Annotated in this window: 16 protein-coding genes and 1 pseudogene; 7 read left to right on the top strand and 10 right to left on the bottom strand. The window is 64.7% G+C overall.

The genetic code is table 11. The features are described 5' to 3' along the window. Positions 1–32: 32 nt before the first annotated feature. Positions 33–1340 carry a hypothetical protein gene (locus QA642_RS20000; protein ID WP_283086155.1) on the bottom strand — a complete coding sequence of 436 codons (1308 nt, stop codon included), beginning with the start codon at positions 1338–1340 and terminating at the stop codon, positions 33–35. A gap of 248 nt (positions 1341–1588) precedes the next feature. On the opposite strand from QA642_RS20000, the gene thrS reads away from it, so the two are divergent. After that, the gene (thrS, locus tag QA642_RS19995) at positions 1589–3631 is read left to right on the top strand and encodes a threonine--tRNA ligase (RefSeq protein ID WP_283086154.1); all 2043 of its coding nucleotides are present in this window, start codon (positions 1589–1591) and stop codon (positions 3629–3631) included. Between the two features lie 6 nt (positions 3632–3637). Here the strand turns inward: thrS and QA642_RS19990 are convergent, their stop codons facing one another. Both QA642_RS19990 and QA642_RS19985 read right to left on the bottom strand, forming a co-directional pair. Beyond that, positions 3638–4009 carry a transcriptional regulator gene (locus QA642_RS19990; RefSeq protein ID WP_283086934.1) on the bottom strand — a complete coding sequence of 124 codons (372 nt, stop codon included), beginning with the start codon at positions 4007–4009 and terminating at the stop codon, positions 3638–3640. A 10-nt stretch (positions 4010–4019) separates the two neighbouring features. Then, a complete protein-coding gene (locus tag QA642_RS19985; protein ID WP_283086153.1) occupies positions 4020–4322 on the bottom strand; it encodes a type II toxin-antitoxin system HigB family toxin in 303 nt (100 codons plus the stop codon). A 135-nt stretch (positions 4323–4457) separates the two neighbouring features. On the opposite strand from QA642_RS19985, the gene QA642_RS19980 reads away from it, so the two are divergent. Together QA642_RS19980 and QA642_RS19975 are read left to right on the top strand one after the other, a co-directional pair. After that, entirely contained in the window at positions 4458–5021 is a 564-nt protein-coding gene (locus QA642_RS19980) for a nitroreductase (RefSeq protein WP_283086152.1), read from the top strand. Between the two features lie 66 nt (positions 5022–5087). After that, on the top strand, positions 5088–6359 hold the full coding sequence (locus tag QA642_RS19975; RefSeq protein ID WP_283086151.1) for a serine hydrolase domain-containing protein: 1272 nt from the start codon (positions 5088–5090) through the stop codon (positions 6357–6359). Here QA642_RS19975 and QA642_RS19970 read toward each other — a convergent pair. Together QA642_RS19970 and QA642_RS19965 are read right to left on the bottom strand one after the other, a co-directional pair. Then, positions 6345–8804: pseudogene (locus QA642_RS19970) on the bottom strand (EAL domain-containing protein). The gene QA642_RS19975 and the pseudogene QA642_RS19970 sit on opposite strands and share 15 nt — an antisense overlap. Before the next feature lie 403 nt (positions 8805–9207). Beyond that, positions 9208–10056, bottom strand: coding sequence for a LysR family transcriptional regulator (locus QA642_RS19965; RefSeq protein ID WP_283086150.1), 849 nt, complete (start codon positions 10054–10056; stop codon positions 9208–9210). Positions 10057–10179: 123 nt separating this feature from the next. On the opposite strand from QA642_RS19965, the gene QA642_RS19960 reads away from it, so the two are divergent. Next, positions 10180–11154, top strand: coding sequence for a zinc-dependent alcohol dehydrogenase family protein (locus QA642_RS19960; protein ID WP_349253878.1), 975 nt, complete (start codon positions 10180–10182; stop codon positions 11152–11154). 57 nt (positions 11155–11211) lie between these two features. Here QA642_RS19960 and QA642_RS19955 read toward each other — a convergent pair whose 3' ends face one another. Continuing rightward, the gene (locus tag QA642_RS19955; protein ID WP_283086148.1) at positions 11212–11406 is read right to left on the bottom strand and encodes a hypothetical protein; all 195 of its coding nucleotides are present in this window, start codon (positions 11404–11406) and stop codon (positions 11212–11214) included. A 423-nt stretch (positions 11407–11829) separates the two neighbouring features. Beyond that, entirely contained in the window at positions 11830–12900 is a 1071-nt protein-coding gene (locus QA642_RS19950; protein WP_283086147.1) for a hypothetical protein, read from the bottom strand. 231 nt (positions 12901–13131) lie between these two features. On the opposite strand from QA642_RS19950, the gene QA642_RS19945 reads away from it, so the two are divergent. Continuing rightward, on the top strand, positions 13132–14160 hold the full coding sequence (locus QA642_RS19945) for a patatin-like phospholipase family protein (protein WP_283086146.1): 1029 nt from the start codon (positions 13132–13134) through the stop codon (positions 14158–14160). A gap of 116 nt (positions 14161–14276) precedes the next feature. Here the strand turns inward: QA642_RS19945 and QA642_RS19940 are convergent, their stop codons facing one another. Together QA642_RS19940 and QA642_RS19935 are read right to left on the bottom strand one after the other, a co-directional pair. Continuing rightward, positions 14277–14705, bottom strand: a complete 429-nt coding sequence (locus QA642_RS19940) for a CBS domain-containing protein (RefSeq protein WP_283086145.1) — start codon at positions 14703–14705, stop codon at positions 14277–14279. 187 nt (positions 14706–14892) lie between these two features. Further along, positions 14893–15711 (bottom strand): rhomboid family intramembrane serine protease, encoded by an 819-nt coding sequence (locus QA642_RS19935; protein ID WP_283086144.1) that lies wholly within the window; start codon positions 15709–15711, stop codon positions 14893–14895. Between the two features lie 452 nt (positions 15712–16163). On the opposite strand from QA642_RS19935, the gene QA642_RS19930 reads away from it, so the two are divergent. Together QA642_RS19930 and QA642_RS19925 are read left to right on the top strand one after the other, a co-directional pair. After that, positions 16164–16718, top strand: coding sequence for a PAS domain-containing protein (locus QA642_RS19930; RefSeq protein ID WP_283086143.1), 555 nt, complete (start codon positions 16164–16166; stop codon positions 16716–16718). A 214-nt stretch (positions 16719–16932) separates the two neighbouring features. Then, entirely contained in the window at positions 16933–17721 is a 789-nt protein-coding gene (locus QA642_RS19925) for a Crp/Fnr family transcriptional regulator (RefSeq protein WP_283086142.1), read from the top strand. 277 nt (positions 17722–17998) lie between these two features. Here the strand turns inward: QA642_RS19925 and QA642_RS19915 are convergent, their stop codons facing one another. Continuing rightward, on the bottom strand, positions 17999–18484 hold the full coding sequence (locus QA642_RS19915; protein WP_283086140.1) for a phasin: 486 nt from the start codon (positions 18482–18484) through the stop codon (positions 17999–18001). Between the last annotated feature and the right edge of the window lie 198 nt (positions 18485–18682).

Below are 18682 nucleotides of genomic sequence, written 5' to 3'. Positions count from 1 at the left end.
AGGCGGAGCATCTCGACGGACACCCACTACCCCTATCCCTGGGCCGTCAGGGGTGACGGTGTGGGCCAATTCGGCGATGCCGTCCACTTCACCGATGGAGGCGACGACGGCAATAGCGGTGCCGACGAGGGCAATTTGGGCGGAACGATCTTGGCTTGCGCGGTCTGGCCTGCCGCCGCCAATTGGGTGGACGCCGGCTCGAGGCCCCGGGTCTCGATCTCGAAGAAAGTCGAAGTTGACTTGCCGTCCGGCAGCAACGCGTTTTGGCTGGCCCCCAGCCGCGGGACGGCAACCAGATCCTTCATCGCATCGGCCGTGATGATAGCCGTCCAGATCTCGTAGGGGCCGACGCGGACCGGGAGTCTTGCAAATTGCGGCGGCTTCGCCGCTCCGGCAACCATTGTCATGACCCTGGTGCCGCTGGCATCCTTGGCGAGCTCATTGGTAACCATGAGCCGGGTCTGCGCCTTGCCGCCGCACATGAAGCGCCATTCGAATTTCTGGAAGCCGCTCTCCGTCTTGACCTGGGCGATCTTCTGCACGGCCGGGCTCGGCGCCTTCTCGATGGCCCACGGCGTCTCGACGACGTTTCTGGTGTCGATCCGGAAGTTGTACAATTCCTGCCGTGTCAGGACGCGCATATTGTCCGGGCTGACGCTGTCAGCGAGCGTCATCACGTCGCGACTGATGCCCATTTCCTCGACATAGGCGAACGTCAGTCGGTCCGCTTCGGCGTGGGCCTTGGCGATGGCCTCCTCGCGGCGCACTTCGGTCACGTTCACCCGGAATTGCATGCCGATCCTTGCGCCGTGAACGGCCACCACCGCGTCCGGCGCAACCTCGCGCGTCAGCGCGCCGAACAGCAGGAAAGTGCAGGCAGAGCCGCACACCGCGCCACGGCTCGTGATGCTCGCGACGACCTCTTCGCGATTGGTCTTGATCAAGCTGCAGGCATCGTCCGTCTGGGTCCCCGGACAGGCATCGACAATCGTCCGCCCCACGCGCCCGACCGCTTTGCGGGCGCGAAGCAGGCGCCCGATCGCGAGCCCATCGCGCATCGCGCCGCCGGGGGAATTGAAGTAGATCGGCCGCTGGGTATCCTTTCGTTCGCGGAAGAAGCGCTCGACCCGCGCTGCCGAGCCTTCGTCGATCTTGCCCTCGATCGCGATCCAATGATCGCAGCCAGGCCCGCAGGAGTCCGGCGGCCCCTTCGCCGCATAGATCGCGAGCTGATCCATGGGCTTTTCGGCGGATGCTGCCGGCGGCGCAGCTGCCGCCGAATGCGCGAACAGGAGCGACGAAAACGCGAGCGCACAGCACAGCCCGACCCTGAATTTCATGGCACAACCGTGGCGACGACGGCCGCGCCGCCATCGCAAAATCAAAGGCGTTGAAAGCCTGAGCCTACACCGCGCCGTGCGACCGATGCATGACCGCGCCGGAAAAAAACAGCCTCACCGTCTGAATCGCCCCGCTGGCCGCCACGAATTTCCCGGAAATCCGCGATTGCGCCGCCCGAATCGCCTGCTATACGCTGCTTTCCGCTTACCTGCGCTCGTTCGCAGGAGTGAGCCTCAGGAGAAAAGCAATGTCCGACCAGCCCAAATCCGAGTCCGGATTCCAGTACAGCCTGTCGAATCTGAAGCCTGTGTCTCCCGCCGCCAAGGTCACCCTCACCTTCCCCGACGGCGCTCAGCGCCAGTTCGAGAAGAACATCACCGGCCTCGAGATCGCCAAGGGCATCTCGCCGTCGCTGGCCAAGCGTACGGTGGCGATGGCGCTCGACGGCGTGCTCGCCGATCTCAACGACCCCATCGAGGCCGACGCCAAGATCGAGCTCGTCAATCGCGACGACCCGCGCGCGCTCGAACTGATCCGCCACGACTGCGCCCACGTGCTGGCAGAGGCCGTGCAGACGCTGTGGCCGGGCACCCAGGTCACCATCGGCCCCGTGATCGAGAACGGCTTCTATTACGACTTCTTCCGCAACGAGCCGTTCACGCCGGAAGACTTTGCCGCGATCGAGAAGAAGATGCGCGAGATCATCGCGCGCGACAAACCTTTCACGAAAGAGGTTTGGGATCGCGAAAAGACAAAACAGGTGTTCGGCGACAAGGGCGAGGCCTTCAAGGTCGAGCTGGTCGACGCCATTCCCGGCAACGAGCCGATCAAGATCTACTACCAGGGCGACTGGTTCGACCTGTGCCGCGGCCCGCACATGACCTCGACCGGCAAGGTCGGCAATGCCTTCAAGCTGATGAAGGTGGCCGGCGCCTATTGGCGCGGCGACAGCAACAATCCGATGCTGACCCGCATCTACGGCACGGCCTTCGCCAAGCAGGAGGACCTCGACGCTTATCTCAAGCAGATCGAGGAAGCCGAGAAGCGCGACCATCGCAAGCTCGGCCGCGAGCTCGACCTCTTCCATTTCCAGGAGGAAGGTCCGGGCGTCGTGTTCTGGCACCCGAAGGGCTGGACCATCTTCCAGCAGCTGATCGCCTATATGCGCCGCCGCCTCTCTGGCGATTACAACGAGGTCAACGCACCGCAGATCCTCGACAAGGTGCTGTGGGAGACGTCGGGCCATTGGGGCTGGTATCGCGAGAACATGTTCGCGGCCCAATCGGCCGGCGACGAGGCCGAGGACAAGCGCTGGTTTGCGCTCAAGCCGATGAACTGCCCCGGCCACGTGCAGATCTTCAAGCACGGCCTGAAGAGCTACCGCGACCTGCCGCTGCGCCTCGCCGAGTTCGGCGTGGTGCATCGTTATGAGCCGTCGGGCGCCATGCACGGCTTGATGCGCGTGCGCGGCTTCACCCAGGACGACGCCCACATCTTCTGCACCGAGGACCAGCTTGCGGACGAGTGTCTGAAGATCAACGATCTCATCCTGTCGACTTACGCCGACTTCGGCTTCACCGGCGATTTGACGGTGAAGCTGTCGACGCGGCCGGAAAAGCGCGTCGGCACCGATGCGATGTGGGATCACGCCGAGCGCGTGATGGCGACAGTGCTGCGCGAAATCCAGACGCAGAACAACCACATCAAAACCGAGATCAATCCGGGCGAAGGCGCCTTCTACGGGCCGAAGTTCGAATATGTGCTGCGCGACGCCATCGGCCGCGACTGGCAGTGCGGCACCACGCAGGTCGACTTCAACCTGCCGGAACGGTTCGGCGCGTTCTACATCGACCATGACGGCAGCAAGAAGCCGCCGGTGATGGTGCACCGCGCGATCTGCGGTTCGATGGAACGCTATATCGGCATCCTGATCGAGCACTTTGCCGGCAACTTCCCGCTCTGGCTCTCGCCGGTGCAGGCGGTGGTCACGACCATCACCTCGGAAGGCGACGAATACGCCAAGCAGGTGCTGGAACAGGCGCGACGCGCAGGGCTGCGCGTCGAGATCGACCTGCGCAACGAGAAGATCAACTACAAGGTCCGCGAGCACTCGCTGGCCAAGATCCCGGCGCTGCTCGTGGTCGGCAAGAAGGAGGCCGAGACGCATTCGGTCTCGGTCCGCCGGCTCGGCAGCGACGGCCAGAAGGTGATGACGACGGCCGAGGCTATCGCCGCGCTGGTCGACGAGGCGACCCCGCCGGACGTCCGGCGGGCTCGCAGCGCCGTCTGACGGCGTTCAAGCGGCTCTATCTTGCCCGACTTTGATGAGGGACTCGGCAGGAATACCGAGCCCCTCATGCAACCGTCGGATCATGCTGAGCGTCAAGTCACGCCGCCGGTTGAGCACTTCGTGAACCCGGTTTCGGCTCCCGATAAAGGGAATCAGGTCTTTCGGCTGCAGGCCGCTCTGTTCCATATGGTACTTGATCGCCTCGACCGGATCCGGAAGATCGAGCCGATAGTGCTTGCGCTCCCACGCCTCGACCAGCGTCACGAGCACATCCAGCCGATCGCCCTCGGGCGAATTCCGGCGCGCACTCATCAACGTCTCGATCTCCTTGAGGACGCGGCGATAGTCCCGGTTGGACTTGATTGGCGCGATTTCCATCATAGGCCTTCTAAATGGTTTGCGCATCGATTGCGTCGTACTGCCGATGCGTTCCGACAAAGCGGATATGGACTACGCGGTATGGGTAGTTGATCCAGACCACGACGCGATATTTGTTGACGGCGACGTTGAAGACGACGCGGCCATCCCTGAGGATGCTGGCGGTTCGGATGTCTCTCTTGACATCCGCGGGCTTGGCCCAATCGGCCTGCTTCACCTGCCGAAACCAAGCCATCAGGGGCTCGCGGGCATCGGAGACCTCGCCAGCCCGATCGAGAAAAGCCTTGATCGTGCTGAGCGCTATGATCCTCATTCAACTCATCTTATCATAGTCCCAACCTGGGACCATAACTTTCTGATGCAGACCTCATAATCCCTCTAAAATCTCTTCCATTCGTCTTCTGCCAGGCCTATCTCCGGCGAGAACAGCAAGCCATGAGGACGCCCCGTGCCCGATGCCATCGAACTCCTGAAGACCCGCCGCTCGGTCAAGCCGCGCGAGATGACCGGGCCCGGCCCTTCGGCGGCCGAGCTCGAAACCATCCTCACCATCGGCGCACGCGTGCCCGATCATGGCAAGCTCGCACCCTGGCGCTTCATCGTCTTCGAGGGCGATGCGCGACAGCGCGCCGGCGAGGTGATTGCCAAGGTCTTCGCGCGGAAGAATCCCGGCGCGCCGGCGGCCGACGTCGAGACCGAGCGCAATCGCCTGACGGACGCGCCGCTGGTGATCGGCATCGTCAGCTTCACCAGGCCGCATCCGAAGGTGCCGGCGTTCGAGCAGGAATTGTCGGCGGGTGCCAGTGCCATGAACATCGTCACGGCCGCGACCGCGCTCGGCTACGGCGCCTGCTGGCTGACCGGCTGGTTCTCGTTCGACCGCGACGTGCTGGACGGACTCGGCCTCAAGCCGGACGAGAAGCTCGCCGGCTTCATCCATATCGGCAAGCCGACCAGGCCGAGCGAGGATCGTCCGCGACCGTTCCTTTCCGAAATCGTGACGCGATTTTAATCGAAGGCTTGTTGACGGCTTCGACGTCTTGCGGCTTTGATCCCTCCCGCGAGGGAGGAAGCCCGGATGAGACGCCGTGAATTTCTGGTCGGGGCCGCGCTGCTGGCCGGCACGATGGCGCGAGGCCGCGCCGCCGCTGACATCCCCGCTCCCTCGCCCGAGGGGCTCGACCGCATCACCGCGTATTTCGACAACGAGGTCACGAGCGGCCGGCTACCGGGCGCCGTGATCCTGGTGCAGCAGCACGGCAAGCCGGTGTACCTCAAGACCTTCGGCGTGCGCGACACCAGGACCGGCCTGGCGATGACGTCGGACACGATCTTCGCCATCCACTCCATGACCAAGCCGATCACGTGCCTCGGCGCGATGATGCTGATCGACGAGGGCAAGCTCGCCCTCACCGACCCCGTGTCGAAATACGTGCCCCTCTTTGCCGATACCAAGGTGGGCATCGAGGTCACTGAGCCGGACGGCAAGCTGAAGCTCGATCTGGTGCCGCCGGTCCGTCCCGTCAACATCGAGGATCTGCTGCGGCACACCTCTGGGATCAGCTACGACTATATCGGCGGCAAATGGGTCGAGCAGGCCTACAAGGCCGCCAACATCTTCGAGGGTCAATTCAACAACAGGGAATTCGCCGACCGCATCGCCAGGCTGCCGCTGGCGCGCCAGCCGGGCACGCTGTGGCGCTACGGCCATTCCACCGACGTGCTCGGCGCCGTCCTCGAGATCATCTCGGGCCAGACTCTGTATGAGTTCCTCAAGCAGCGCATCCTCGATCCGCTCGGCATGACCAGCACCAAATTCGCGCTGGCGACGGAAGGCGAATTGGCGCGCATGGCGCGGCCGCTGCCGAACGATTTCATCCTGCTCGCCGGCGAGCGTGACCGTCTCGACCATCCCGAATGGCAGTCCGGCGGCGGCGGGCTGCTGTCGACCATCACCGACTATCAGCGCTTTGCGCAGATGCTGCTCAACGGCGGCGAGTTCGAGGGCAAGCGTTATCTGAGCCCTGCGGCCTTCAAGGCGATGACGACCGATCACATCGGGCCCGGCTCCGGCGTCGGACGCGACTATTTCTATTTTCCGGGCGACGGCTTCGGCTATGGCTACGGCCTTGCCGTGCGCACCGATCCCGGCAACGCGAAGCCGCCGCCGCCGGGCTCCCTTGGGGAGCTGAAATGGGACTCAGGCAGCGGCACCTATTTCGGCGTCGATCCCAAGCTCGACATGGTGTACCTCATGATGCAGCAGACGCAGAACGAGCGCAGCCGCATCACGCCCGCGTTCAAGGCGCTGGTCTACGACTGCTATCCGGAGGGGCTACGCCGCCCGTGAGGCGCGCTGGCCGAAATCTGCGAGCAGCTTTGCGATCTCCGCGGCAGGCCGCGCCGCACTGAACAGGAAGCCCTGCACCTCGTTGCAGCCCTCCGCACGGAGCCAGTCGAGCTGATCCTCGGTCTCGACGCCTTCCGCGGTCGTCGTGATGTTGAGGCTGCGGCCGAGGCCCGAGATCGCGCGCACGATCGCGCCGCAATCGGGCCGCTGCGCCAGATCCTTGACGAAGGAGCGGTCGATCTTGATCTTGTCGAACGGGAAGCTGCGGAGATAGCTGAGGCTGGAATAGCCGGTGCCGAAATCATCCATGGAGATGCCGACGCCGAGCTCGCGCAGCTGATGCAGGATCGCGAGATTGGCATCGGTCTCGGCGAGGAAGATCGACTCGGTGATCTCGAGCTCGAGCCGCTTCGGCGACAGGCCGGACTGTGCCAGCGCCGAGATCACGACCTGAACCAGATTGCGGCTGCGGAATTGCGCGGGCGAGAGATTGACCGCGACCTTGACGTCACTCGGCCATTTCACGGCTTCGGCGCAGGCTTCGCGCAGCACCCACTCCCCCAACTGCGTGATCAGCCCGATATCTTCCGCAACGGGAATGAACTCCGCCGGCGAGACCATGCCCTTGTCGGGATGACGCCAGCGCAACAGCGATTCGAAGCCGGAGATGCGGTCGGAGGCGATCGACACCAGCGGCTGATAGTGCAGCTCGAACTCGCCATTGGCGAAGGCGCGGCGCAGGTCGAGCTCCATGTCGCGGCGCTTCTGCGCGTGAAGGTCCATCTCGCGCTCGAAGAAATGGTGCACGCCGCCGCCGTCGGACTTCGCCCGGTACAGCGCCATGTCGGCGTTGCGCATCAACTCTTCAGACGTCGAGCCGTCGCCGGGCGACAGCGCGATGCCGATGCTGGCGCCGATCACCATCTCCTAGCCGTCGATCTCATAGGGCGCGCGCAGCATGTCGATCAGCAAGGTCGCGCAGGCGCTCGCCTCATTCGGCGAGACGTCTGCGGCCAGGATCACGGCGAACTCGTCGCCGCCGAGCCGCGCCGCGAGGTTGGCGCCGCGGACGGCGGTGGTGAGACGTTCGGCAACCTCCTTCAGCAGCCGGTCGCCGGACGGATGCCCGAAGGAATCGTTGATGTTCTTGAACAGGTCGAGATCGATATAGAGCACGCCAACGCGCTTGCCGCCGGCCTGGTCGAGCGCCTGCTTCAGGCGCTCCTGGAAGTATTCGCGATTGGGCAGATCGGTGAGCCCGTCATGGTGCGCCATGTGGGCGATCCGCGCCTCGGCCTTGCGCCGCTCCGTAATGTCGACCACTGCGACGAGATAGCCGTCGCGGTCGTCGAAGGCGACGCGGCGGCCGAAGGTGAGCACCTCGATCTCGCTGCCGTCGGCGCGCAAGTGCCGCCAGTTGCGCGAGGAGTGATAGGTGTCGCCGACGCGTTCGAGCGCCTCGGCATGGCTCTCCCACTCGTCCTGCGGCCAGATCTCGTGCAGCTTCATGCGCAGGAAGGTGGCGCGGCTGTAGCCGTAGTGCTGGACCGCGGCGTCGTTGACGCCGAGGAACTGCTTGGTGTCGGCGTCGAACACCCACATCGGCATCGGGTTGTTGTCGAACAGCAGGCGGAACGAGGCGTCGCGCCGTTTCATGGCGGTGACGTCGGAGATCGTCAGCGAGACCACGTCGGCGAAGGCGGTGGCGCTGAGGCGGAGGTATCGCCCCTCGCTCTCGATCTCGAGCTGCTCGCCGCGGCCGCCCGAGACAGCCTTGAGCAGGAACTCCATGACTTCGGGCGCGGCCAGCAGCGTGCTGCCTTCGCCGATCCGCCGCCACAACAGGCTTCCGGTCGCGGCTTTCAGCAGCGCGCCGGCGCTCTTGTTGTGGTGCACGACCTGGAGATCGAACGGCTTGCCTTCGGCATCGCGCAGCGTCGCCAGCGAGACCACCGCATCGTCGGTCGAGGAGAAGATCGCGTCGAGGAGATTGTATTGCGCGCCACGCTCGTTGACATAGGCGCCGACCAGCGTCGCGCCAGCGCGAGGCGGTCGGCAGCGCCAGCACGTCGTAGGTCCGAACCATGCCGTCGCGCACGCAATGCGCGCTCGCCTGGTAAGGCCGGCCGTTCGCAAGCGCGCTCGCCACCGCTTCCGACAGCGCCGTGGCGCAATCGGGCGAGAGCTCGGCGACAGGGATGTCCCAGCGCTCCTCGCCAAGCCATTTCTGTACGTAGCGTCCGCTGCGCGACAGCTCGAGCGCACCATCGTTCTTCAGCAGCGCGATATGGTCGGCGAGCCGTCCGAGGCTGCCGAGCATCACGTCCTCATAGCGCGGCAGCCGGTCCCCGGCTTCAACGCGGCACGCCATTTGCGTTGAAGCACCGGGATGTCGTCGAACATTTCGGTGGCCGGTTTCCCCGACGCTTTCTTCGCGGCACTCATTGCAGTCCCCAACGCACATTCCCCGCGCATCCAATGCAGCCGGGCTTAATGGCGTGTAAAAAGGACGCAGATGCGGGTTCCAGTTTAGTGATTATGACAGTTTTAAGTCAGGTGTTGGTTAGTGGGCGTTAGAGACTATGACGGGCGTTTGAAATGCCCCGCGTGCATCATTCTCGCAATGACGGAATGCGGACTGGCGGCTCGCAGGATGGGTAGCGCGAAGCGAAACCCATCACGCTTGCGCGGGTTGACCGATGGCTCCGCTGTTTTGCCCGACGGGCAGCACAAGTGATTGATGCGTAGGGTGGGCAAAGCGAAGCGTGCCCACCAATGCCAGATGTGATCGCTGAGAAATGGTGGACACGGCCCGCAAAGTGCGCGCCTTTGCCCACCCTACGGACCGTCATGCCAGCCGTTCGATCACCACATCCAGCAGCGCGCGCAAACGCGCCAGCCGCCGCAGGTCGCGGTGGTAGCCGACATACGTGTCGCGGCCGGGCGGGCTCGTACCGATATCGAGCGCGACGAGCCTCCGATCGCGGTCGCCGAGCGGGCGCGGCAGCACGGCGAGCCCGCCGCCGCCGGCACAGAGTTCGGCCTGCGCCTGCCTGTTGTTGCTGCGCGCGGCGACGTCCGCCTTCGGCAATGTCCGCTTCAGCCAGACGGCGTCGGGCATGTCGGCGAATTCGGTATTCATGGTCACGATTCGGACGCCGCTGCCGTCACCCCCGCGCGGCGGCTTGCTGCCCTTCTTGCCGTAGAGCGCGTAGGGAATGTGCAGCAGCTTTCGCGAGATCACCTCGGGCTCGCTGAACGGCTTGATGCGGAAGACGAGATCGGCCTCGCGTCGCGGCAGGCTGTAGAGACGCGCATCGGTCAGAAGCTCGACGATCACCTTGGGATGGCGCTTGCCGAAGGCGGCGATCACCGGCGACAGCATCACCGTGCCGAACCAGTCCGACGACGACAGACGCAGCATGCCGTCGAGCTGCGTCTCCGCGCCGGAGGCGTGCCGCTCCAGCGCGAGCGCCTCTTCCTCGATCCGCTCGGCGTGGCGCAGCACGGCCGTGCCTTCGTCGGTGAGAACAAACCCCTCGGCGGTGCGCTGAAACAGCACCTGCCCCAAAGCCGTTTCGAGCGCGCGCAGCCGCCGCCCCATCGTCGGCTGGGTCTGGCCTATCTTTCGCGCGGCTGCTCCAAGCGTGCCTTCGCGCGCAATCGCAAGGAAAATGCGCAGGTCGCTCCAATCCATCCAACAAACCCCTCATACAAAAACGCACGATCATCGTACATCCTTGTTCCTTTCCATGCAAAAATTCATGGGCATATTGGAGGTCGACAACGGAGCAAGACGATCATGACGAGACATTCGACGATGCGCGCGGCCGTGCTGGAGACCCATAACGCTCCCTTGCGCCTCTCAACCATCTCCACGCCCGCCATTGGCCCGCGCGAGGTGCTGGTGCGAGTGCGCGGGAGCGGGGTCAATCCGCTCGACACCAAGATCCATTCCGGCGCGGCGACACATGCGCGCCATCCGATCCCTGCGATCCTCGGACTTGATCTTGCGGGCGTCGTCGAACAGACCGGGCGCCAGGTCTCGCGGTTCAAGCCGGGCGACGAAGTCTACGGCATGACCGGAGGCGTCGGCGGCGTGCAGGGCTCGCTCGCCGAATTCGCCGCCGTCGATGCCGATTTGCTGGCATTGAAGCCGGCCAATCTGAGCATGCGCGAAGCGGCCGCCCTGCCCCTGATCTTCATCACGGCGTGGGAAGGCCTGATCGACCGCGCGGCGCTGAAGGCCGGCCAGAAGGTGTTGATCCACGGCGGCGCAGGCGGCGTCGGCCATGTCGCGATCCAGATCGCTCGCGCATTCGGAGCAGACGTGTATGCGACGGGCTCGCCGTCGCAGCGCGCCACCATCGAGGGCTTTGGCGCGGTCTTCATCGACCGCGAGGCCGCGATCGAGGCCTACGTTGCAGAGCATACCGGCGGCCGCGGCTTCGACATCGTCTACGACACCGTCGGCGGCAAGGTGCTCGATGCCTCCTTCGAAGCCGTGCGCCGCTTCGGCCATGTCGTCAGCGCGCTCGGCTGGGGCACGCATGCGCTGGCGCCGCTGTCGTTCCGCGCCGGCACCTATTCCGGCGTATTCACGCTGCTCCCGCTGCTGTCAGGCGAGGGCCGCACGCATCACGGAGAGATCATGGCGGAGGCGACGCGCCTGGTTGAAGTCGGCAAGCTCGTGCCGCTGGTCGATCCCAGGCATTTCACGCTGGAGCGCGTTGGCGACGCCTATGCGCTGATCCGGGATCACGCGACGAAGGGCAAGCTGGTCGTGGACATTTGAGACCTTGCCCTGAGGTCTCGTAGCCCGCATGCGTCCGGCCTACGGAACGGCGCGTCGCTAATCCTCGCTGGACGCCGCGGAGCGATTGCGCAAATGGGCTTGCGACAGCAGGAAGAACAATGCGCGCTCGCCATGATATTTGGCGGCCGGCCGGCTGCGCTCGAACCCGTCGGCAAATATCTTGCCGGACTGGTCGCACACCTGCCACCGCCAACCGAACCGTTTGCGCCTGGTGAGGATCACTTCGAACATGCCGACGGGCTTGGTCCCCTGCTCCTGCCGGTACGCAGGTTCATGAACCAGCGCCGGCCTCCCCCAATGGACGGATGCCCGACATATCACGCAGCAGGATGGAAAGAGAATAAATTTGATTATCGGAAATACGCATCTTCCACCGGCACTTGCGCTGGCCGTAACGAAGTCGCGACGCGTCTGGAATAAGCCTTTGGCAGCGGTGTTTTCTTAGCCCCCGAGCCGCAGCTTGGTAGCGCTGACAGCGATATACAGCGCCGAACACAAGCAAGCAGCTACGATCTGCTTCTGCTCACTTGTGCACGCAAGCGCAGAAGGTAACGGGAGATAGGGCATTGATGCACCAAGTGAGAAGTATTGTGCCGGATCCGAAGCCTAACGGCTGATCGCATACGGACCATGCGGCATCGCCGCAAAAGCGCCTCAGCGCGCCACGACTTCCACTTCGCCGTCAACACCGTTCACGACGTTGAAGCCGCGCTCGTAGACCTTGCCCTCGTTCTTGGCGATGGCGCGGTATTCGCCTTCGGAGAGCACGACGCGGGGGAAGGCGCCGATCGATTCCTTGATGACGTCGCCGCCGGGGGTCAGCACCGACCAGGCGGTGTTGGCGAGCGCCTCGCCGCCCCGGTCGCTGACGAGCTTTAGCGTGATGACGGCGGCGCGGTGGGTGATGGTGACGTCGGTGAGCTTGCCGGCCTGGACGCGGATGTCCGAGCGCACCACCGAATTGGCGTCGCCATAATTGGAGATGATGTAGTAGGTGCCCTCCGGCAGCAGCACGACGTCGCCGGCGGCGACGTTCGGCACCAGCGAGGCGCGCTCGCCCGATTCGAACTGGCTACCCTTGTAGATCGCGAACGAGATCTGGTTCTGCGGAATGCGGCTGGTGCCGACGCGGCCTTCGATGCGCAGGCCCCCGGCAGGCAGCACGAAGGATTCGCGATCGGTCTCGGCCTTCAGGCTGACGGTACGCACCGCACTGACGAGGCCGAAGGCGACGTGCACGACGTAATTGCCGGGCGGCAGTACGATGTTGGGCGTGGCGTTGCGATCTTCCTTGATCAGCTTGAAGGTGCCGTTCTCGTCGGGACGGTCGGCAAAGACGCGCCAGACCAGGCCGCTGGTGATCGCGGCCGAGTCCTTGCCGTATCTTGCGGTCAGCGACAGCACGCCCTGGCCGGGCACGGCGGCGTTGAGCGGCGCAGCCGGCGGCACGGTCGCGACCGCGGGCGGCGGCATGCTCGGCGTCACCGGCTGGGTCAGGGTCGGCGGCAGGCTCGGAGGGCCGGCGGCCTGTCCGGAGGGCGCCAGCTGGATGGCGTTACCGGGGTCCGGCACCGACGCCGGCGGTACCGGAGGCGGACGATCGGAGAAAAGCTGCGCCTGCGCGGCGTTTTGGCCCAAAGTGAGCAGGCATGTGGCAAGGATCAGCGTCGGCAGCAGCCTGCCGCTGCGCCGCCATCCGATGATGCCGTCACCCCCGCGTGTCATGTCACCTGCTTTTCACCGAAAACGCGGCAAATTCAAGCCTCGGAAAGCCTGGGAAATACGGTTTTGGAACCCGGCTGACGGCGGCGTGATTAGACCAAAGGCAGCCGGCCCTCGCCACACTGCTGCCCCCTGCTTCCCGAACGGTGTAAACCATGCTTGGCCCTCGTTCTGGCGGAGCGGATAGACGGCGCCTACTCTGGTGTGGGGGCTGGCCCGGGTAGGAGAGTTTCGGTGCTTGAGATCTTGAAGGGCCGTGGCGCGAACGGCTCCAATGGCGAGAAGATCGGCCTCGGTAGCATCCGCCGGCCGATCGTCGGCGTTGCCCTCGGCGGCGGCGCGGCGCGCGGCTTTGCCCATATCGGAATCCTGAGGACCCTGATCGCCAACGGCATCGTGCCCGATGTCGTGGTCGGCACCTCGATCGGTGCCGTGGTCGGCGGCGCCTATGCGGCCGGACAGCTCGATACGCTGGAAGACTGGGGGCGCAGCCTGCAAGGCGTGCGCACCATCCTCGGCTATCTCGACATCCGCCTCAACGGCTCCGGCCTGATCGGCGGCGAGAAGCTGGCGACCCGGCTCGAGGAGGCGATCGGCCAGACCCTGATCGAGGACCTGCCCATCAAGTTCGCGACCGTCGCGACCGAGGTCCGTACCGGCCACGAGATCTGGCTGACGCGCGGCCGCGTGGTCGAGGCGATGCGCGCCTCCTATGCGCTACCGGGCATCTTCTCGCCCGTGCTGATCGGCGACCGCTGGCTGGTCGACGGCGCGCTGGTCAATCCGGTGCCGGTCTCGGCCGCCCGCGCGCTCGGCGCCGAAATCGTCATCGCCGCAAATCTTTCCAGCGACATCTTCACCCATTCCACGACGATCTATGCGCACGGCGCGATGCCGGAGCCGGTCGCGCCCGTTGCCGAGGAGCCGGCCACCAAGCGGCGCTTTCCGCGTTTCTTCTCGCCCGAAAAGACCATGAAGCGGGAGTTCTTCGGCGGCGGCGGACGGCCCGGCATTTCCTCGGTGATGGTCGATGCCTTCAACATCATGCAGGACCGCATCACCCGCGCGCGCCTCGCCGGCGATCCGCCCGACATGCTGATCACGCCGCGGGTCGGCCAGTTCGGCTGGTTCGACTTCCACCGCGCCGAGGATCTGATCGCGCACGGCACGCGCGCCGCCGAGCGCGCGCTGGAGTCGATCCAGGAGGCGATCGAGGTGCTGGCGCCGGCGCCCGCAGGCAACGCACCCAAAGCGGGCGAGTGAGGCGCGATGAGAACGAATCTTCATCGCGCTTCATCTTCTTGTCGAGCATGATCCTTCCGGAAAACCGCGGCGCGCTTTGCGCTAACGCGGCCCTTTGAGTCCGGATCAGGCTCAGATCAGGCCGTCTTGATGTAGTCGCGCAGGGCTTCCTGCTCGTTCTCGTATTCCTGGACGCGGCGCTTGACGATGTCGCCGATCGAGATCAGGCCGACCACCTTGCCATTGTCGAGCACCGGCAGATGGCGGAACTTGCCCGTCGTCATCGTCTCCATGAGCTCGGCGACTGTGTCGGTCTCCTTGCAGGTCACGACCTTGCGGGTCATGACCTCCGAGACCGGCGCCTCCAGCACGCCGGCACCGCGCTCGCCGAGCACGCGGACGATGTCGCGCTCGGACAGGATGCCCTCGAGCCGGTTCTGGTTCATCACCAGCACTGCGCCGATCTTCTTCTCGCCGAGCAGCTTAACCGCGACCGACAGCTTGGCGTCGGGCTCGACGCTCATGATCTGGTGGCCCTTGGTGTTGAGAATGGAACGTACCGTCATTGCTGCCTCCCTGAATCGGAGCCCTCCGCTTGCGCGGTCCGGACTTGTTCGCGAGTCTTCAACTAACAGTTTTGGCGCGGGTTTCACGCTCGCGCGCTTGTCGAAGCGTTGCCGCTATGGGCTTGTCGCTTCGGAACATTCTTCGCGCAAATGATGGATGAATTCGGGCCGCGCCGCAAGCGCCGCTTCAAATGCGGTCTGAAACGTCCTGTGATGACGCATCTGCAGCATCGCTTCGCACGCGCGGTACGGGATCGAACAGCGCGAACAAGAGCAGGCCGGCGAAGAAGCCGCCGATATGCGCCTGCCAGGCGACGCTCGTGGTTTCGGCATCGACGCCGATCGCGCCGACGCCAAAGATGATGTTGACGCCGAACCACACCGCGAGGAAGCCGACCACCCGCCCGTCGCGCAGCGCGCGCGACAGCGGCAGCGCTGGAACCTTCGCGGCGGTATCGGCGTCCGATCGGCTGAACGACAGGAAGCTGCCGCGGACGAAGGCGAAGCGGATGGCGGCGGCCATCGCGCCGGACACCGAGGCCGAGGCGCCGATCATCGGTGCCACCGCATGCTCATGGGTGACGAGATGGGCGAGCGCGCCGGCCGCCGCCGTCACCGCCATGAACACGAAGAACCTGACCGCGCCGAAGCGCCGCGCCAGCGCGCTGCCGAACGGCAGCAGCCACAACACGTTGAAGCCGAGATGAGTCAGATTGGCGTGCAGCAGCGAATAGGTGACGAAGGTCCAGACCTTGGCGCCGGCCCCGCCCGGAATTTGCAGGTTCAGCAGCGAGGCATCGTAGCGCTTGGGGATGAAGCCGAAGACGTCGATGGTCCAGTTCTCGAGCTCCGGCGGCAGCAGCACCCGCAGATGGATCACCGCGAGCAGAAGGATATACGCGGTCAGCGCCACCGGCAGCGTGAGGATCGGCTCGCGCGAACCTTCCCCAGCGGCGTCCGGCGCGGCCGGCTGAGAGTCTTGCGGAGAATTTGGCGGGGAATCCAAGGCAGCTTCGCTTTCAGGCGCGATCGGAGCGTTACGTGTGGAGATAGTCGCCTTTGCCGGCCTTGCGCAAGTGCACAAAAGGAAAAGGCAGGGCCCTGGGAAAGCCCTGCCTGTCCGTGTCGACCTTCCGATGCCGGAGGAATGAAGGTGTATCCCCACCCCTCCCCGGCCCGTGGCCAAACTGTTTGACGCCCGTGTACAGGCCTCGCCGAGAACCTGGATGAAAGCGGCGAGGCTTGCGACCGCGGTCACCATAGCAGGCAAGCAGGCGGCGCAAAGTGCATAGTTAACTTAACGTTAACGCCGCAAAGGCCGGCTGAAGAGCGGCGAAAACGCCGCTCCGGCATGGACGCTGCAAATCCCCTCCTGCACAACAACGAAAGGGATCGCGGGTGCACTGAAGCGGGACAGGTCTGTCCCGCGAGGTTGCGCCCCGGGGCAAGCGTTCAGTCATGAAACATCCGTCAAGCCGCGCATTCTTCGCGTATTGGGACAAGAAGCGCGGCGCTGCGCGGGCCCCTGACCGGGCCGACATCGATCCGGCCGCCGTCCGCGGCCTGCTCGGCGATATCTTCGTGCTGTCCTGCGAGCCCAAGCTTGGCTTCCCCTTCCGCGTCGCCGGCACGCGGGTCTGCGCGCTCGCGGGTGCGGACCTCAAGGACGCGAGCTTCGCGGCGCTGTTTGGCGAGGCGAGCCGCGGCGAGATCGAGGAGATCGCGACCGTGGTCGCCGACGAGACGCTGGGTGCGATCGCCGGCGTCACCGCCGCGCGCGAGGACGGCAGCAAGGCCCATCTCGAGCTGCTGCTGCTGCCGTTCAACGCCCGTCCGCACACGCCGGTGAGCGTCACCGGCGTGCTCGCGCCGTTCGACGACGAATGCGGTGCGCTCGGCCCCTTCACCCTCACCTCCTGGCGCTATCTGCACCAGCCCGAGAAATTGCTGCCGCGCGCCATCCGCAAATTGCAGATCGCCCGCGGGCTGATGGTGTATGAGGGGCTGCGCTAGGAGCAGCCTTCGCGTCTGACGCGTAGCTTCGCCCAGTCCGCGGCCGATCCTGGAAAGTCTGATCGCGCGCAGACGCGACCGCGTGCGAGCTTGCCAATCCATCACGGGAACCTTAGCTTTCAGGATGCGTTTGGCCATTGCCGTGGCAAGCAACAACGCGGCTCGGTTGGTGAAGATGCGTCTGCCGGGCCTCCGTCGAGGGACGATTCCCGTGATGGAGCACGCGACCAGAGTTGGTAATCGATTGTTAGCTGCGCTACCGCCGGCCGATTTCGCTTTGCTTGCCCCTCATTTGCGAAAAGTACCACTCGAGCACGACGCAGTCCTGGTGCGATCGGGCGACAAGATCGAGCACATCTACTTCCCTTGCAGCGGCGCGATCGCCTTCATCATGGAGCTGCCGAACGGACAGACGGCGGCAACGGCCGTGATCGGCAACGACGGTGCGGTCGGACTCATGACGGCGCTCGGCCCGACCCGATCACCCATGACCGCAATCGTCCGCGTGGCCGGGACGGCGCTGCAGATCTCGCCCGTGCGGTTTCACACCGCGCTCGAGCGCAGCACCGCCCTCGCGACTGCGGTTCAGATTCTCAGCCGGGCATTGATGACGCAGTTCCAGCACGTCGCTGCCTGCAACGCGCTCCACTCCGTCGAAGCGCGTCTCGCCCGCTGGCTGCTCCACATTCATGACCGGACGGATGGCGGTGACATCCTGCCCTTGACGCAGGAGACGCTGTCGGAATTGCTCGGCGTCCGGCGCACTACGGTCACGCACGTGGTGAGCGCGCTTCGTACGTCAAGGGCGATCAAATCCAGCCGGCGCGGTCAGCTCGAGATCGACAGGGATCGACTCGAGATGATCGCCTGCGAGTGCTACAAGGTGATGAGCCGCAGAATAGGTCGGATCGTTTCGCAGGATGCGCTGAGGCTCCTTCACGCGGCCCCGGAGCGCAATGGCTGCCCACCCCCGGACTTCCCGTTCGCCAAGACCGACTCGTAGACCCAGGCCTCTCTGGCGAACCATTCGTGCGTCGCCGCGCACATCCTGCAATAGGTGCGTGAAAAGAACACCGCACTGCACCGAAACTTTTCGCCATCTATCTCGATGCCCGTCGGAATGGCGTTTCCCGTTTCCGGGCACTTGATCATCAACATACCCATCCTGATTTCCTCCAGCTTGGCATCACCTCGGCAATGAGGGGGCCGCAATCGGCTGGACGGCGTCTTTTCTTGCGAAGACGCTCGTCCAGCCGATCCGCGCGGCCAACCACGTCGATTCAAGCAGGCCTACGCAGGACCCGGTTGAAGCTCTGCTTGATCGGCTCGGCCGTTTCGGTCGCGACCTTTTGGGCGAGGTCCCAGAGTTCGCGGTTCTGGACCGACGTTGCTTCTAAGGTCTTGCGGCTGTGGGCCGTGGAGAGGTCTACGAGATCGGCAAACGACCTCGCATCGGCAAGCTGGGAAAAGAAGTCCAGCGTGGAGCTGGTATTGATGTGGGATATTTCGATGAGCTTGATGCCGTAGTCAGAGGCACGCTTGGCATTGGTCGAACAGGCATCGCAGACAGCCGTGGTGATCTCCTGCGAAGTCGCCCTCATCTGCGCAAAGTTTGCCTGGGCCCGCGTGGCGCCCTCATCGGCGAGACCGCCGAAGATCGTCTGCATGTTGAAGAACGGTACGTCGAACCGGAGCTTTGCGCTTCCGTTGGCCCCCACCTCTTGCGGCGCGGCTTTCGTGTCGACTTTCACATTGGCATCACTCACGGGCTTTCATCCTTTCAAGCGAAACTAGATAATGGATTGAAGACTCCCCGATGGGGTCGCGGTGCATGCCGCACCGGGACACCAGTACTCCTGCTTTCAATGCGGTGGATTGCTGCGGATAACCGCCCCCGCCCCCTTTACGAAGCCAACTATGCCAGACGAAAGTCGCAGGTTCGGTTCGCTTTCAGACTCTCCGCA

Source organism: Bradyrhizobium sp. CB2312, assembly GCF_029714425.1.
GTDB lineage: Bacteria > Pseudomonadota > Alphaproteobacteria > Rhizobiales > Xanthobacteraceae > Bradyrhizobium.
The sequence above is the reverse complement of the archived record's forward strand: the minus strand, read 5'-3'. Positions and strand labels throughout refer to the sequence as shown.

Bases quoted from the DNA above. Each gene is read 5' to 3' on its own strand.
- QA642_RS20000 (WP_283086155.1), bottom strand. From the start codon at position 1,340: ATGAAATTCAGGGTCGGGCTGTGCTGTGCGCTCGCGTTTTCGTCGCTC.
- thrS (WP_283086154.1), top strand. From the start codon at position 1,589: ATGTCCGACCAGCCCAAATCCGAGTCCGGATTCCAGTACAGCCTGTCG.
- QA642_RS19990 (WP_283086934.1), bottom strand. From the start codon at position 4,009: ATGGAAATCGCGCCAATCAAGTCCAACCGGGACTATCGCCGCGTCCTC.
- QA642_RS19985 (WP_283086153.1), bottom strand. From the start codon at position 4,322: ATGAGGATCATAGCGCTCAGCACGATCAAGGCTTTTCTCGATCGGGCT.
- QA642_RS19975 (WP_283086151.1), top strand. From the start codon at position 5,088: ATGAGACGCCGTGAATTTCTGGTCGGGGCCGCGCTGCTGGCCGGCACG.
- QA642_RS19965 (WP_283086150.1), bottom strand. From the start codon at position 10,056: ATGGATTGGAGCGACCTGCGCATTTTCCTTGCGATTGCGCGCGAAGGC.
- QA642_RS19960 (WP_349253878.1), top strand. From the start codon at position 10,180: ATGCGCGCGGCCGTGCTGGAGACCCATAACGCTCCCTTGCGCCTCTCA.
- QA642_RS19955 (WP_283086148.1), bottom strand. From the start codon at position 11,406: ATGTTCGAAGTGATCCTCACCAGGCGCAAACGGTTCGGTTGGCGGTGG.
- QA642_RS19950 (WP_283086147.1), bottom strand. From the start codon at position 12,900: ATGACACGCGGGGGTGACGGCATCATCGGATGGCGGCGCAGCGGCAGG.
- QA642_RS19940 (WP_283086145.1), bottom strand. From the start codon at position 14,705: ATGACGGTACGTTCCATTCTCAACACCAAGGGCCACCAGATCATGAGC.
- QA642_RS19930 (WP_283086143.1), top strand. From the start codon at position 16,164: ATGAAACATCCGTCAAGCCGCGCATTCTTCGCGTATTGGGACAAGAAG.
- QA642_RS19925 (WP_283086142.1), top strand. From the start codon at position 16,933: ATGGAGCACGCGACCAGAGTTGGTAATCGATTGTTAGCTGCGCTACCG.